The 15,098-nt window shown below is 47.0% G+C and carries 14 protein-coding genes and 1 tRNA gene; 5 read left to right on the top strand and 10 right to left on the bottom strand.

Annotation, left to right across the window (positions count from 1 at the left end; translation table 11 throughout):
• Nucleotides 1-288: 288 nt before the first annotated feature.
• On the top strand, nucleotides 289-942 hold the full coding sequence (locus ACKU35_RS15770; protein ID WP_319760677.1) for a flavodoxin family protein: 654 nt from the start codon (nucleotides 289-291) through the stop codon (nucleotides 940-942).
• 89 nt (nucleotides 943-1,031) lie between these two features.
• Here the strand turns inward: ACKU35_RS15770 and pheT are convergent, their stop codons facing one another.
• The 10 genes from pheT to ACKU35_RS15720 all read right to left on the bottom strand — a co-directional run bounded on the left by pheT (nucleotide 1,032) and on the right by ACKU35_RS15720 (nucleotide 12,415).
• Nucleotides 1,032-3,431, bottom strand: a complete 2,400-nt coding sequence (gene pheT, locus ACKU35_RS15765) for a phenylalanine--tRNA ligase subunit beta (protein WP_319760675.1) — start codon at nucleotides 3,429-3,431, stop codon at nucleotides 1,032-1,034.
• Nucleotides 3,432-3,636: 205 nt separating this feature from the next.
• Nucleotides 3,637-4,686 carry a phenylalanine--tRNA ligase subunit alpha gene (gene pheS / locus ACKU35_RS15760; RefSeq protein WP_319760673.1) on the bottom strand — a complete coding sequence of 350 codons (1,050 nt, stop codon included), beginning with the start codon at nucleotides 4,684-4,686 and terminating at the stop codon, nucleotides 3,637-3,639.
• A gap of 1 nt (nucleotide 4,687) precedes the next feature.
• The gene (rplT, locus tag ACKU35_RS15755) at nucleotides 4,688-5,041 is read right to left on the bottom strand and encodes a 50S ribosomal protein L20 (protein ID WP_319760671.1); all 354 of its coding nucleotides are present in this window, start codon (nucleotides 5,039-5,041) and stop codon (nucleotides 4,688-4,690) included.
• Nucleotides 5,042-5,137: 96 nt separating this feature from the next.
• Nucleotides 5,138-5,335, bottom strand: a complete 198-nt coding sequence (gene rpmI / locus ACKU35_RS15750) for a 50S ribosomal protein L35 (RefSeq protein ID WP_319760669.1) — start codon at nucleotides 5,333-5,335, stop codon at nucleotides 5,138-5,140.
• A gap of 43 nt (nucleotides 5,336-5,378) precedes the next feature.
• Complete coding sequence (gene infC, locus ACKU35_RS15745; RefSeq protein WP_319765420.1) at nucleotides 5,379-5,927, bottom strand: translation initiation factor IF-3; 549 nt, start codon at nucleotides 5,925-5,927, stop codon at nucleotides 5,379-5,381.
• Nucleotides 5,914-7,842 (bottom strand): threonine--tRNA ligase, encoded by a 1,929-nt coding sequence (gene thrS, locus ACKU35_RS15740; protein ID WP_319760667.1) that lies wholly within the window; start codon nucleotides 7,840-7,842, stop codon nucleotides 5,914-5,916. Before thrS ends, infC begins: the two co-directional genes overlap by 14 nt.
• A gap of 330 nt (nucleotides 7,843-8,172) precedes the next feature.
• Entirely contained in the window at nucleotides 8,173-8,712 is a 540-nt protein-coding gene (locus ACKU35_RS15735; RefSeq protein WP_319760665.1) for a DUF2059 domain-containing protein, read from the bottom strand.
• A gap of 180 nt (nucleotides 8,713-8,892) precedes the next feature.
• Nucleotides 8,893-9,618 (bottom strand): acyl-ACP thioesterase domain-containing protein, encoded by a 726-nt coding sequence (locus tag ACKU35_RS15730; RefSeq protein ID WP_319760663.1) that lies wholly within the window; start codon nucleotides 9,616-9,618, stop codon nucleotides 8,893-8,895.
• A 1-nt stretch (nucleotide 9,619) separates the two neighbouring features.
• Entirely contained in the window at nucleotides 9,620-11,737 is a 2,118-nt protein-coding gene (gene shc, locus ACKU35_RS15725; RefSeq protein WP_319760661.1) for a squalene--hopene cyclase, read from the bottom strand.
• Between the two features lie 69 nt (nucleotides 11,738-11,806).
• Nucleotides 11,807-12,415: a TetR/AcrR family transcriptional regulator gene (locus tag ACKU35_RS15720; RefSeq protein ID WP_319760659.1), complete on the bottom strand. Its 609-nt coding sequence runs from the start codon at nucleotides 12,413-12,415 to the stop codon at nucleotides 11,807-11,809.
• A 266-nt stretch (nucleotides 12,416-12,681) separates the two neighbouring features.
• Here ACKU35_RS15720 and ACKU35_RS15715 point away from each other — a divergent pair.
• From ACKU35_RS15715 to ACKU35_RS15700, 4 genes are all read left to right on the top strand, one after another.
• Nucleotides 12,682-12,758: transfer RNA gene (locus tag ACKU35_RS15715), tRNA-Arg, on the top strand.
• Nucleotides 12,759-13,036: 278 nt separating this feature from the next.
• Nucleotides 13,037-13,369 carry a hypothetical protein gene (locus ACKU35_RS15710; protein ID WP_319760657.1) on the top strand — a complete coding sequence of 111 codons (333 nt, stop codon included), beginning with the start codon at nucleotides 13,037-13,039 and terminating at the stop codon, nucleotides 13,367-13,369.
• A 71-nt stretch (nucleotides 13,370-13,440) separates the two neighbouring features.
• Nucleotides 13,441-14,552, top strand: a protein-coding gene (locus ACKU35_RS15705) for an IS3 family transposase (RefSeq protein ID WP_319760655.1) whose coding sequence is annotated in 2 segments (ribosomal slippage) — nucleotides 13,441-13,693 and nucleotides 13,693-14,552 — 1,113 coding nt in all. Because the reading frame shifts where the segments join, the coding sequence is not laid out codon by codon here.
• Nucleotides 14,553-14,589: 37 nt separating this feature from the next.
• A complete protein-coding gene (locus tag ACKU35_RS15700; RefSeq protein WP_319760653.1) occupies nucleotides 14,590-15,075 on the top strand; it encodes a hypothetical protein in 486 nt (161 codons plus the stop codon).
• Nucleotides 15,076-15,098 lie beyond the last annotated feature (23 nt).

Here is a 15,098-nt window from a genome sequence, read left to right as displayed (position 1 = left end):
CCCCTTACAATTTCTTGTAAGGGGGGCTTTTATGTTGTTTTAGAACTTCAAACGTACGGGAATAATTTTTTGAGATTTGCAGGAACTTTGTATTTCTTTTGTCTAAAGAAGCAATCCATACGAGCTATGTTGTAGTAAATATGTGTATGAAATTCAGTGTCATGATTGAAGTAAAACTGACTGCGTAAGGTAGAAGAAAGGATAAATGTGGATGGTTTATGATTAATTGCCATGTAGTAAAAGAAAGCCGATGGCAGCTGCGAAACGTTCAACGAAGGAGTTTAAATTATGAATGTAATAGCTTTTAACGGTAGCCCTCGTAAAAAAAATTGGAATACGGTGACATTGCTGGAAAACGTTCTCAAAGGAGCAGCGGAATCTGGTGCTGGTACAGAGTTGGTCAATCTTTATGATTTGGATTTTTCCGGATGTATAAGTTGTTTTTCCTGTAAAAAAAAGAATCGCAAATCAGACGGAGTATGTGCTGTAAATGATGATCTCTCACCCGTTTTGGATCGAGTACGGAATGCAGATGTCCTGATAGTCGGAACACCGGTTTATTATGGAACTGAATCAGCAGCTACCCGTGCTTTGCTGGAGCGTCTTTTTTTTCCCTATAATAATTACTCGAAGGATTTGAAATCACAGTTTCCGAGGGTTATCAACACTGCTCTAATTTATACAATGAATGTTGATCTGGAAGATCTGAAAAATTACGGTTTTGATCATCATTTGAATTTAACCAAGAAAATGCTTGATAGGCATTTCGGTCCTTGCGAATTGTTTTTGTCCGTTGATACAATGCAATACAGCGATTATTCTAAATATGAATCTGAAAGATTTGATGCGGAAGCCAAGCTCAAACGGAACGAAGAGTTTTTCCCTGAAGAGTGTAAGAAGGCTTTTGATATGGGCAGACGGCTGGTTACAAATCCTGCATAGAAATGCTTGGATGAGAAGGTTATCGAAATCATAGAAAAGCCCTGCTGAAACATGTTCAGCAGGGCTTTTAAATTACGTTAATTTAAGAATTAGAAACGTACAGGCAAAGATTTTTCAAGCCCTGCGAGTACTTTCTTATGTTCCTTGTCTACTGCCTTGTCGGTCAGGGTTTTCTGACCGTGGCGGTAGGTGATACGGAAGGAGAGATTGCGCTCATCTTCCTGTCCTTCAGGTACGAACACGTTGACCAGCTCTACGGATTCAATCAACGGCAATTTGAGGCCGAGAACCGCTTCCTTGATTGTTTCCGCATGCAGGGAAACGGGGCCGATTACGGTCACGTCACGCCTTGAAGGCGGGAATACCGGGAGAGTCTGGAACTTGATCTTATGAGCCATGACAATATCACGCAGCAGATCTATGTTCAGATCGGCCATCCAGATTTCTTTCTTGGCGTGGTATTTATCGGCGATATCAGGTTTGATCATTCCCATGAAGCCGATTTCCTTTTCACCCAGTGCGATCTTCACGCAAGGCTCAAGGTAGCTGTGCTCTTCGACTAAAGCGAAACTTGCAACTCCAAGATTAAGGTCGGCCAGCAAGTGTTCTACAAGTCCTTTCACATCAAGATAATCGGAATCGCCCTGTTCGTTAGGCCATTCAGCATTGGACCGGGGACCGTTGAGCATGATGCCCAGGTGGGATTGCTCATGAGTCTCTGTGTCGGAAGCTGCATCCTTTACGAATTCTTTGGCAATCTCGAAAACACGGATGTGAGTATTACCCTGTGCCAAGTTGTGGCGTACGGTATTGAGCAGGCCGGGAGCGAGTTCAGTACGCATGACGTTCTGGTCTTCGCTCAAGGGGTTGGCAATATTGACTCGGCCTTCTTTTGGGAGTCCCAGCAGATCGAGATCTTCATCACCGACGAAGCTATAGTTAATGGCTTCATGCAGGCCTACACCGCGGCCCCAGCTCTTTATACGGCGGTAAAACCCGTAAGGAGTGTCCGCTGTGACAGATGCGTCAAAAGTTTTTGAGATTCGGGGCAGTACGGAAGGAATTTTATCCATGCCGAAGTAGCGGGCTACTTCTTCATACAGGTCGGCCTCACGTTCGAGGTCCAGTCTGTAGGAAGGAGTGGATACTTTCCAGCAGTCGGCATTGCTGTCATCAACGCCCAGTCCCATAAGCGAGAAAGCTTTTTTGCTGAATTCAGGTTCGAGATCCAGACCAAGCCAGCTGTTACAGCGTTTGTGGCGGTAATCGTGGGTACGGTCCTGCCATGGTTTTGGCTCGTTTTTGGCTACGCCGGAGATAACTTTCGCGCCGGAGAGTTCGCTCATAAGCTGTGCAGCTCGGTCCATGGCAAAAGTATTCATCTGCTGATCCACGCCGCGTTCAAAGCGATATGATGCTTCGGAAGGCAGGGCCAGACGGCGGGCTGTCTTGCGGATGGTGCCGGGACGGAACACAGCTGATTCAAGCACAACATTCGTTGAACCATCGTGAATTTCTGAGTTCATGCCGCCCATAACACCTGCGAGAGCAACCGGACGTTCTGCGTCCCAGATAAGTAGATCAGAGCCGATCAGCTTACGTTCCTGCTCATCAAGAGTAGTGAATTTGGTACCATCGGGAGCGAAGCCGACGCGAATTTTGTCACCCTTCATCAGGTCTGCGTCAAAAGAGTGCAGAGGCTGTCCTAATTCAAAAAGAATGTAGTTGGTAACGTCTACTATATTGCTGATTGGGCGTACCCCGACGGAAAGGAGGCGGTAACGCATCCAGTCCGGAGAAGGTGCTATCTTAGCTCCCTGAAGGATTCTGGCTTGGTAAAGCGGACAAAATTCAGGATCGTCGATTTCGATCTTGAGCATGTCTGCCGCATTGCCGCCGGATTCAATCAGGTTGAGCTTGGGCATGTTTATGGGCAGGTCGAAGGCCAGCGCGGCCTCGCGGGCGATGCCGAGCATGGAAAGGCAGTCGGCACGGTTGGGGGTGATCCCCAGATCCATAACCGTATCTTCCAAGTTCATGGCTTCGGAGAATTTTACACCGGGTTTAAGGTCTTCCGGCAGAACCATAATTCCCTCGTGCGCGTCGGAAAGTTCCAGTTCGCGCTCAGAGCAGATCATGCCGTGAGATTTTACGCCGCGGAGCTTGGCTTTTTTGATTTTGAAATCGCCAGGCATGGTAACGCCGACTTTTGCTACAGGTACATTCTGACCTTTTGCAACATTCGGAGCACCGCAAACGATGTCGAGAAGTTCTCCGTCACCAACGTCTACTTTACAAACAGACAGTTTATCGGCTTCGGGGTGCTTGTCGCATTCGACAATGTGACCGACAACAATGTCTTTTATAGATTCAAAAGGATTGAAAATTTCTTCAAGCTCAAGGCCGAGCATGGTCAGCCTGTCGCCAAGCTCCTGAATCTCTCCCTCGTAAGGAACGAAATCCCGCAGCCATTGCATGCTTAAAAGCATTTGAGCCTCCAGCAGTCTATAAAGACCGCGAATATTTTAAAGTTATGAAAGCTGAGCATAGAAATCCCAAAAACTTTTATTATAGCTTCGCCAGTTGCTTACAAAATGACAATGAAATCCGTTAGAGATTCCAAAGAGGCTTAGTCTCTTTGGCCGCCGGAGGCGAGATCAAGATCATCTAAAGCGCGTAGCGCATCAAATTGTTTTAGGAAAATTGCTCTAAGAATCGGATGTCGTTTTCAAAGAACATGCGTAGGTCGCCAATGCCGTATTTGAGCATGGCTACGCGCTCAATGCCGAGTCCGAATGCGAAACCGGAGTATTTTTCGGTGTCGTAATCAACTGCTTTCATTACGTTGGGGTCCATCATGCCGCAGCCGAGGATTTCCACCCAGCCGGTTTGTTTGCATACACGGCAGGGCTTGCCGTCGATGGTGCCTTTGCCTCCGCACATAACGCAGGAGATATCAACTTCCGCGCTGGGTTCGGTAAAGGGGAAGAAGCTGGGGCGGAAACGAACGTCAGTTTTGGGTCCGAATAGCTGGTGGACAAATGCAGTCAATGTTCCGCGCAGGTCCGCCATGCTGACATTCTGGTCAACCAGAAAACCTTCGATCTGGTGAAACATGGGAGTGTGGGTCAGGTCGGAATCTCTGCGGTAAACCTTACCCGGAGCAATTGCGGCCAACGGAGGAGTTCTGTCCTTCATGGTCCGAATCTGCAAGGGGGAAGTATGTGTACGCAGCAGGATTGAATCGGAAATGTACAGTGTATCCTGCATGTCGCGCGCCGGATGTTCCGGAGGAATGTTCAGCGCTTCAAAGTTGTACCAGTCGTTTTCAACTTCCGGGCCGGTTACGACTTCAAACCCTAGTCCGCTGAATACGTCACAGATCTCGTCCATGACGAGTGTCACAGGGTGGAGTGAACCTTCTGCAGGCTTACGGCCGGGCATGGTGGGGTCGAAACGGGAGAGGCTCTCAGCGATAGCAGCTTTTTCAAGCTGATTCTGTCTTCCCTCAATAAGTTCAGTGAGAGCGGCCTTAACTTCATTGGCTTTTTTACCTGCGACAGGTTTGTCTTCGTTAGGAAGTGAGGGCAGACCGGACATAATCTTGGCAACGCGGCCTTTGCGTCCAAGAAGGTCAATCTTAATGTCTTCCATTTGAGACAAAGAAGAAGCCTGATCCAGGCGTGCTTCGCACTCCGGGACCAGGCCTTCAAGTTCCTGTAGCAGGGACTTTACGTCCGACACTTTAGCTTACCTTAGCTTTAGCGGTCTCGACAACTTTAGCGAATGCTGCGGCATCGTAAACAGCGAGATCGGCGAGAACTTTACGGTTCAGAGCAACACCGGCGAGGGAGAGGCCGTGAATAAGACGGCTGTAAGACAGACCGTTCAGGCGTGCTGCTGCATTAATACGCTGGATCCAGAGTTTACGCATATCACGTTTGCGCAGCTTACGACCAACGTAAGCCATGCAGAGTGAACGTTCAACGCGTTCTCTAGCGGTGCGGTAAAGGGTAGATCCGGAACCACGGAAACCCTTGGCCATTTTTAAATATTTTTTGTGACGCCTCTTGGCGGCTATTCCACGTTTTACTCTCATGTTGTTCCTCCTGGGGAATCTATTCTTAAAACCAGCCGCGAACGTGTATACCGCGGACAGGAGTGTGTTTCAGCTAATTCAGTTATTGCTTACGCATTAAGCGTAGGGGAGCATTCTTTTGACCTGGCCGATATTGGCGCTGTCAACAGTAGTGCTCTGACCCAGTCTGCTTTTACGTTTAGCGTTTTTCTTGGTCAGGATGTGACGCAGACCCTGACGACGACGTTTGAATTTGCCACTACCAGTTTTAGTGAAACGCTTTGCAGCGCCTCTTCTTGTTTTCATTTTAGGCATTTTATCCTCCTAGGGAATCCCGGCCGTGAGGCCGGAAAAGACCTTATTTTTTTATAGGAGCCAACATCATGTTCATGGTGCGTCCTTCGGACCTTGGAGCCTGCTCCATTTTGGCAATATCCATGGTTTCCTCTTTGACGCGTTCCAGAACAGCTAACCCTCTGTCCTTATGGACAATTTCTCGGCCCCTGAAAAATATCGTGACTTTGCACCTGTCGCCGCCTTCAAGAAACCGACGGATGTGCTTGAGCTTTGTCTGGTAATCGTGCTCGTCTGTCTTGGGGCGAAACTTGACTTCCTTGATTTGGATTACAGTCTGCTTCTTTTTGGCTTCCTGCTTACGCTTCTGCTGCTGATATTTGAACTTACCATAGTCCATAATCTTGCAAACAGGCGGATCAGCCTTTTCTGCAACTTCAACCAGATCAAGACCCCGGTCCTGTGCAATTTCAAGGGCTTCACGTGTGGGAAGTACTCCCAACTGGTTACCCTCATCATCAATAACCATGACCTTGGGAACTCTAATGCGCTCGTTTCGGCGGGCACCGTCATCCCTGCGATAGGGACGCCTACCGTCTCTATGAAAAGCTATAGCTCATGCCTCCGCGTTTGAATGGTTCGTTAATGGCGGTCGAAATAAGCTCTGCCGCTTCTTCAAGAGACTTGAGGCCGGGGTCTTCCCCGTCGCGGGCTCTTACATTGACCGATTCCGCAGCGACTTCTTTGTCGCCGACTACCAACATGAACGGGATTTTTTCAAGCTGGGCTTCCCGAACTTTGTAACCCAGTTTCTCATTACGATCATCAACCTCGGCACGAATGCCCTTTTCCTGCAGAAACTGCAAGACTTTTTGTGCAAATTCGTTCTGTGAGTCTGTGACTGTGAGAATTTTTGCCTGAACAGGGGACAGCCATGCAGGTAGCGCGCCACCGGTATGTTCAAGCAGAACACCGATGAAACGTTCGATGGAACCGAGGATTACCCGGTGGAGCATCACAGGTTTGTGACGATTTCCATCTTCGCCCACATAACTTAAGTCAAACCGCTCTGGCAAGGTGAAATCACATTGGATTGTAGCACATTGCCAGCGACGTTCAAGTGCATCTTTAATAATGATGTCAATTTTGGGTCCGTAGAACGCGCCATCGCCTTCATTGATTGAGTATTCCATACCCATTTCGTTGAGCGCGTCAGTGAGTGCGGCGGTGGCTCTATCCCAATCTTCATCAGAACCGATAGCCTTTTCGGGCTTGGTGCTGATTTCAGCTTCGTATTCAAATCCGAAAAGATCCATCACATCGCCTACGAACTTTGCAACTCCGATAATTTCATCGCGGAGCTGATCAGGGCGGCAGATGAGGTGCGCGTCGTCCTGTGTGAAGGAACGAACCCGCAAAAGACCGTGCAGCACGCCGGATTTTTCATGGCGATGGACAACTCCCAGCTCAAAATAACGCTGGGGCATGTCGCGGTAACTGCGCAGTCTGGATTTGAAAACCAGCATGTGAGAGAGGCAGTTCATAGGCTTGATGCCGTATGCCTGCTCATCAATCTCGGTGAAATACATATTTTCGCGATAGTTATCGTAGTGACCTGACTTTTCCCAAAGCTCACGCTTTAGAATCAGCGGTCCCTGTACAAACTGGTAACCACGCTTGAGGTGTTCCTTGCGTTCAAAGTCTTCCAGAATCGCACGTACCAAAGCTCCTTTGGGATGCCAGATAATCATACCGGCTCCGACTTCGGGGCTTACGGAAAAAAGATCAAGCTGGGTGCCGAGTTTGCGGTGGTCGCGTTTTTTGGCTTCTTCAAGCTGAGCAAGGTGCTTTTTCAGTGATTTGGGGTCCGGGAAAGCTGTTCCGTAAATGCGCTGCAGCTGCTCGCGGTTTTCATCACCGCGCCAGTAGGCGCCGGCAACTGAAAGAAGTTTGAATGCCTTGAGCATGCCGGTACGGGCCACGTGAGGACCACGACAGAGGTCTGCGAATTCACCATTGGTATACACGGAGACAGTCTCTTCACCCAGATCGTTGATCAATTCAACTTTGTAGGATTCGTTCATGTCTTCGAATTTTTTGGTTGCATCGGCACTGGAAAGCACTTCGCGGGAAAATTCTTCGTTAGCACCTACGCGGCGCAGCATTTCAGCTTCGATGGCTTCCAGATCTTCAGGGGTGAAGGGACGTTCATAGTCGAAGTCGTAGTAGAAGCCGCTTGAAATGGAAGGACCGATGGTTACCTTGGCTGTGGGGAAGAGTTTCTTAACTGCTTCAGCCATAAGGTGTGCGGTGGAGTGGCGGATTACATCCAGACCTTCCGGAGAGTCGGCCATGACCGGCTCCAGTTCGGTACAGTCCGCAGGTACGGTGGTGGTGAGATCAAGAAGCGTTTCGCCGCATTTGGCAACTACTACATTCTTGAACTGCTTCTTGGACAAGGCCTCTTTGAGAACCTCGCCGCAAAGCGCACCCTGCTGAACCTCAAGTTCTTTACCTGCAACTTGCATAATCCTTATCTCTCTTTGCGGAAAAATTGTTTTGATGACCGGTCTCTGCCGGACAAGTAAAAAATGTCTTCATGACGATGGGGGTGTTGCTGGCGCAAGCACCCATTATCCTTATTATTCATAGGAATGAAGACGTGGTACAATACACTACGCGAGCAATATTATTACTGCACGAAAGGCGGTATATCTAGCTGACAAATGGCGAGAAGTCAAGTGGGAGAAGGGCTTTCTTCATTAAAATTAGTTATTAGTCATGATGGGTTATATAAACAAAAATTGCCTTCTTCCTTGTTTGGGGAAGGCAATTTTTGAATTTTAGTTATTATTTCACTACAATTTAAAATCAGCAGGCAGTGTGCCGTTTTTTTTCATTATTTCCATATTTGCCTTTAAATTTTTTTCAAATTCATTACCGATAATTTGATCCATGACTAGAACAACTTCTTGCTGTGCTCGGCTCATAACCACAGGTAATCTTTTTATACATTTTTTGCCTGTGTCTGTTTTGTAAAAAGCAATTATGTCCATTAACTCTTTTTTATTGAATTCAGCTGCATATACTCGTGCAAAAACGCTTTTCATTATTTGTTGATTTTTTTTCTCGTTAAATGTTTCCCTCAGTGAGTCTGCAAAAAGTTTAGTTAACGCATTACCGTATTTTTTTGTTTTGGGATCTGCTTTAAATACTCCTTCAAGCATGGCTGGGGCCAGAACATCCCATGCCTGTCCGAACTGACTAGGGTCGTATGTGATTTCTGCCATTTCGTAAGCAATCTTAAGACGCTCGTTGTCCTTAGCATGTGATTCTGTCGAATGGGTTAAGGGAAGTGCTATAAGTGTGCAAATGAGCAGTGTTTTGAGCAGTTTCATCTATATCTCCTTTTTGTGTATGTTTAGATCGGTTGGGCCGATTCGGCGTGTGTCTTACTTTGTTATAATAAATATGGCAAATAATATTATTATATCTATACTTCTGTGTGGAGCTGCCCTAAACGCAAAAATCCCGGTCTACTTATGTAAACCGGGATTTATATTGCAATGAAATCTAATTTATTCAACTTTTAAAGCAAATGCGGCCTTACCTTCGCTCTCATTAAATCCGACAAGTTCATATCCGGCATTATCTGATTCGCAACCCATCAATTTGATAGTATTTCCTTCGAAAACTTCGGAAAGAAATGCGATGCGGATGGATTTAATAGCATTCTGGTCGAATCCAAGGGGGCGCAGGCCGTCAAAGGACCAGCGCAGGTATTCCGCATTGTTCACGTGCCCGTTGGCATCAAGTGAGCTGTAGCCCACCTTCAGGGTGCGGATTTCCTTTTCAGGCGTACCGGGACGGAGCCGCTTCATTGGGGAACTGAAGACGCATTTTTCCTGTGCGTGAAAATTGAATTCCGGGTTGATGACTATTGGTTTTCGTGTTGATTTGTCCAGTACCATCCATTCGGAGGAGGCTCGGACGATTTCGTTTCCATCTGTAGCCTTTCCCGAGAATTCGCGGAAAGCGCGAAGCCTTTTTACTCCCCGTGACCATGTTGTCAGCGAGAACTTTTCTTCGCGACGGGGCATTTCATCTATTTCGATGCGCATTGAGGTCAGTACCCAGATGTGGCCGTTTTTGGCCATATCGTCCACTCCGATGCCCAGGGTATTGGCATGCACTGTAGCCGCTTCCTGCATATGGTTCATCAACCAGTGGCAGTGCATGCAGTCGTCCGGTCCTGTTTCGTAGGCCGGCACCGTCATATCTATAAGTACTGAATCCTTGCTCATGCTACCATTTCCTGCCGAGGTCGAGAGGAGAGTTGCGGCGCATCATGATCTGTTTTGTGTCCTCATCGGCTACGAAGCGCTGGTATACGCCAAGTGCCCACATGGGAAAGTATTGTGAATATCCATGGTAACGCAGATAAAATACGCGCGGAAATCCGGTTCCGGTGTAAAGGGTCTCATCCCAGCTGCCGTCTTCCTTCTGGTTGTCCAGCAGATAGCGAATTCCCCTGCTTACAGCTTTGGAATGAACTCGTCCTGCGGCCATGAGTCCCAGCAGGGCCCATGATGTCTGAGATGCTGTGGAGTCTCCGAGTCCAGCATAGTTCTTGCTGTTGTAGCTCATGCAGGTTTCACCCCATCCACCATCTTTGTTCTGATGATTTTCAAACCATTCAACAGCTTTGCAGACATATGATGAATTCATGTCTTCACCGGCCTGACGCAGGCCGCAGAGTACGGACCATGTTCCGTATATATAGTTGACACCCCAGCGTCCAAACCATGAGCCGTCATCTTCCTGTTCTTTTTTCAGGAATTCAATGCCGTCTTTAATGGGGCGGAAGCTTTTGTCGTAGCCGATTACGCCCAGCAGTTCGATTACTCGTGCAGTTAGGTCCGAAGTCGGGGGATCGAGCAGGGCGCCGTGATCCGCAAAGGGAATGTCGTTCAGGTATTCTGCGCAGTTGTCTATATCGAATGCCGCCCAGCCTCCGTTGGAGGATTGCATGCCGATCAGCCAGTTTACGCCTTTGATGAAGTTTTCCTTGTGCTCGGGCTGCTCCAGAACCCCGGCGCGGCACATGGCCATGAGCACCATGGCGGTGTCATCAAGGTCGGGGTAGAAGGTGTTCTCAAACTGAAAAGCCCAGCCGCCGCCCTCAAGTTTGGGTGCTTTTGATATCCAGTCACCTCGGAAGAAAATCTGTTGATCCCAGAGCCAATTAAGGGATTGCTGTATGCATCTGCTGTTCTGGTCTTCTCCTGCTTCCATCATGGCGGAAAGTGTCAGGCAGGTATCCCAGATGGGGGAGTTGCATGGCTGGCACATTGCTTGTTCAAGGTTTTCCGCTGTGCCGTGGTTGGGGGAAATATCCAGCTCCGGTGCTGCGGAAAGTTCTGCTCCACCGGTAATAACAGTGTGTTCCCAAGGAGATTTTTCCGGCACATGAAATTTATCGACCATCAGATCGTCAACGGCTTTTAATCCTCGAGCGTAGTCTGGGTCCGATTCATCGTAACCGAACAGATGCAGCGCCATAACAGCGTTTGCCATTGCAGGGAAGATCGCGCCTATGCCGCCTCTTCCGGCCATGTGTTCACGAGTCCATTCTGTAGCGTATGTGATGGCCTTTTCGTTAATTTTCTTGGGAATCAGATGCATGAACCGTTTGAGGAAGCGGTCCGTGAAAATGAAGAAATTTTTGCGCCAGCTTTTGTTGCGCCATTTATCTATATGGATATGCTCTTCCGCAGGTTTGCAGAAAAGTTCCGGCACGGCTTCCTCTGGACGTAGGCGGCAGACAGGCTGCTTGGCGTAGATGAGCAGCAGCGGGTAGATGACTGAGCGGGACCAGTATGAGACTTTATCCAGATGGAAGAAGAACCATTTAGGCAGCAGTACTATTTCCACGGGCATAGCCGGAGGGCAGTGCCACGGGATCTGGCCGAATGTTGCAAGGCAGATACGGGTGAATACGTTGCAGGTTTCCGCGCCACCTTTCGCGAGGATTGTCCTACGGGCGCGGACCATGTGTTCAGCATCCTTGTCGTCGCCGAGCATTTTCAGAGCCATGTATGCTTTTACGGACGCACTTATATTGATAGGACCGTCTTCATCGTGAAGGGGCCAGCCGCCGTCGGGCATCTGTTTTGCACGTATATAGTTGCCCAGCCTTTCCGCGACCCCTTTGTCCATTTTGCGGCCCAGAAATCTGTTGAACATGATGTATTCCGAAGGGATTGTAACATCCGCTTCCAGCGCGAAAACCCAGTATCCATCAGGTGATTGCAGGGACCGGAACCGTTTCATCACTCGATTTAGAGCGTCTTTCGGTTGCAGAAGCGATACGACCTGATTTTGGTTTTTTTTATTCAATTTCATGGCGCTTTTCTTGTTCATGGTTAGTTCCTTATATTACCGGATTTTTTGTCCGACCCGTGGGAAAAAAGATCAATTCGATTAAAGTAATTAGCCGATTGCGTCAACCGCGGAGTCGATAACCTGTCTTTTCAATCGGTCCAGCGGGCCCCATTCAAAAGTGGGATAGGTAATCAGCAGAGAGGTCAGTCCGTGTGTTGCGGCGACCACCGAGTTTGCTGTGACCAGAATGTCCTCTTCTCCTGCGTTTTTTGGCAGGCAGGCCCGAACACATTTGTTGATGCGGTTGTACATGGTCTTGCCCAGCGGATTGTTCTGGAAATGGGAATCATGATCCTTCCAGAGATCGCTTTCCATCATAAAACCGACCCGGTATGCGTTCGGATTTTCCAGTCCCATATCGACAAGGGTGTAAAGTATGTTTTTAAGAGCTTCGCGTGGCGGAGGCGTTGCTGCGATGATCCCGTTGATGCGTTGCAGGAAATCACGGTAAGTCTCTTCTGTAAGGCATAGGAATAGCTCTTTTTTGTCTTTAAAATGATGGTAGATGGTAGTGGGGGAGTAGCCAATTGTGGTGGCCAGCTTGCGCATGGAAACCTGCGCGTAGCCATGCTCGGCAAAAAGTTTGCGGGCCGCATCCAGAATCACCATACGTAGGGGATGCTGTTGTGTATCCAGTATGTTAGACGTAGTATTCATTGTAGCTTCTCCGTTACTTAACACTGTTAAGCTGAGAAGCGTTCTTGCATGAATGTATACGTCTGTCAACCATGAGTTGGGATGGTGGGTATAATTTTAAGGAAATAAGTAGGCTGAGTAAGGAATAGGCATAATTTGTGGTTGAATTGCATGGTAAATTCAAGGATAGGGTAAAAACTACTTGCAATCGAAAACCAGTTTGTTTATTAATTCTCGCCTTGGACGGAGAATTACGCTAAAATTTTCCATCCGTTTCCACATAAAGTGGCCCCGTAGCTCAGTAGGATAGAGCACAGGATTCCTAATCCTGGTGCCGCAGGTTCGATTCCTGCCGGGGTCACCATAGAAATCAAAGCCTTACGAAGATTTTTCTTTGTGAGGCTTTTTCTTTTTCTGCAAAATCCCACCACTTTCCCACCACTTTTTCGATGATTGTGGGTGAGGATATGTGAGTGGGGAGTGTGGTATGTTGGGTTGGGCTAGTTCTTATGATGATGGTGAGTGCAGTTAAGGGGTGTTATGTATGAGTGTGTTTGAAGTGACTAGACAGTGTGACTATTTTCCTAGATTTGGTGATTCTCAAGTAACTCCATATAAAATTAGGGATGAACTTCTATTAAATTGTATAGGAAGTGGGGGGGTGGTGGAGATCGTTTTGATGGTTTTAGCCGCTATAAAGGCTTCGGATATGCATTGCTTGTATATTTTACTACGATTGCGTTAGATTTAAATATTTTCCCTAGGTACCAGGATAGAGTCTTTTTTGATTGTATGCATAGTGAACATAGAATGGATATTTTTAATGCTAGAAATTTAAAGCTACTAAAAGAGTTATCAAGCGATCGTATAGATGATATCTGTGCAGAAATTAGAGAATTGTATAGTCATGTTCAACGTAATTTGAAGAATGCAGGGTTAAAAGAAGTACGACTAAGAAGAGAGATTAAAATGTAGCCCTCCCGTATATTAGTCCCAGCGCAAAGTAGAGATTTCTGATAAAGACAGCCATGAAGGAGGTTGTTTCGATGCGGAAATCCAGATTCAGTGAAAGCCAGATTATCAAGATCCTGAAAGAAGCCGAAGGCGGTCGCAAAGTCGCAGACGTTTGCCGGGATTACAAGGTCAGTCAAGCCACGTACTACAAGTGGAAGTCGAAATACGGTGGTATGGAAGCTTCCGATATTCGTCGTTTGAAAGACCTCGAAGAAGAGAATCGTAAGCTCAAAAACATGTTTGCCAACTTGAGCCTTGAAAATGAAGCTCTGAAGGATGTCATAGCAAAAAAGCTTTAAAGCCAGCTGAGAAGCGTGAGCTTGTTGACTATCTCCGTAAGGAATTTTGCCTCAGTATTCGGCAAGCATGCAGCGCACTGCGCTTGAGCCGCTCAGTGTATTGCTACAAGCCTAATCCGCGAGATGATTCGTTGATTATTGAAATGCTTCTTAAGTTGGCTGATCGGTACCCTCGTTACGGTTTCAGAAAATTGTTCGTCCTGCTGCGCAAACGCGGACACCGCTGGAACCATAAAAGGGTTTATCGAGTTTACTGCATGCTAAAAATGAATTTCCGGCGAAAGGGGAAGAAACGTTTACCTTCCCGGAACCCTCAGACTTTATCAGTACCGCCAAAAGCCAACATCTGTTGGTCAATTGATTTTATGCATGACTCGCTGATGAGTGGACAAAGGTTTAGAACTTTTAATGTGCTTGATGATTTCAGCCGCGAATGCTTGGCAATTGAAGTCGACACAAGTCTACCCGCTGGAAGGATTACTCGTGTACTGGACAGAGTCTCAGCATGGCGCGGTTTTCCTGAGAAAATGAGGATGGATAACGGTCCAGAGCTTATTTCGGTAACATTGGCAGACTGGGCCGAAAGAAATGGTGTTGCGCTGGAATTCATCCAGCCAGGCAAACCGACTCATAACTCATACATTGAACGTTTCAACAAAACGTTTCGCAACGAGGTTTTGGATTTTTACCTGTTCTCAACGTTATCAGAGGTCAAGGGCATAACCGAAGACTGGATTCGGCAATACAACGAAGAGCGCCCCCATGAATCGCTCGGAGACATGACTCCTGTCGAGTATGTCCAAACACATTCACCCCAAGAAAACTCTACTTACGGATGGCACTAACTTGGGGAGGTTTACAAAAAGGGATAAGTCTGGGTACTTGGAGTCTTGGATCAAATTAAAGAAAAATGCAGAGGCAAAATCTCAAAAGAAAATTAATGTTCATATGGATGTTTTAAATTCATTCGGCGACGAAGGAGCTTATAAGCAGTACAAAGGAATTTCACTTGAGCTTACTATTCCTATCGAGGAAGTTTTTTATTGTAGTAATCTTGTTGGTGATTGTACTGGAGAGAAACAACCTATGGAAACTGGAGAATGGGTTATTCTAAATAGAAGCTTTGACGGAATAGCAAGTATTCCGACTTCAAGTATAAAAATTACCTCTGACGAATGGAATAATATTTCTGATATTGATGTCTCAGATCCTGAGGCTATTGTGAAACAATATAATCCAATGCCTGTTCTTTTTGAGCGGAGAGACCCAAGTTGTTGTCTTTATGGTACTCATGGGCTTAAGAGAAAGTTTAGATATCGATTGATGTATTATTTGGAGAAAATTATTTTGGGAACGTCTAAAGAATAATGTTGATCTATATGCCCATATGT

This window comes from Maridesulfovibrio sp., from assembly GCF_963676065.1.
Taxonomy (GTDB): domain Bacteria; phylum Desulfobacterota; class Desulfovibrionia; order Desulfovibrionales; family Desulfovibrionaceae; genus Maridesulfovibrio.
This window is presented reverse-complemented; position numbering and strand designations above follow the sequence as displayed.

Excerpts from the sequence above, each read along its gene's own strand:
- ACKU35_RS15770 (WP_319760677.1), top strand. The coding sequence starts at position 289 with ATGAATGTAATAGCTTTTAACGGTAGCCCTCGTAAAAAAAATTGGAAT.
- pheT (WP_319760675.1), bottom strand. The coding sequence starts at position 3,431 with ATGCTTTTAAGCATGCAATGGCTGCGGGATTTCGTTCCTTACGAGGGA.
- rplT (WP_319760671.1), bottom strand. The coding sequence starts at position 5,041 with ATGAGAGTAAAACGTGGAATAGCCGCCAAGAGGCGTCACAAAAAATAT.
- rpmI (WP_319760669.1), bottom strand. The coding sequence starts at position 5,335 with ATGCCTAAAATGAAAACAAGAAGAGGCGCTGCAAAGCGTTTCACTAAA.
- thrS (WP_319760667.1), bottom strand. The coding sequence starts at position 7,842 with ATGCAAGTTGCAGGTAAAGAACTTGAGGTTCAGCAGGGTGCGCTTTGC.
- ACKU35_RS15735 (WP_319760665.1), bottom strand. The coding sequence starts at position 8,712 with ATGAAACTGCTCAAAACACTGCTCATTTGCACACTTATAGCACTTCCC.
- ACKU35_RS15730 (WP_319760663.1), bottom strand. The coding sequence starts at position 9,618 with ATGAGCAAGGATTCAGTACTTATAGATATGACGGTGCCGGCCTACGAA.
- shc (WP_319760661.1), bottom strand. The coding sequence starts at position 11,737 with ATGAACAAGAAAAGCGCCATGAAATTGAATAAAAAAAACCAAAATCAG.
- ACKU35_RS15720 (WP_319760659.1), bottom strand. The coding sequence starts at position 12,415 with ATGAATACTACGTCTAACATACTGGATACACAACAGCATCCCCTACGT.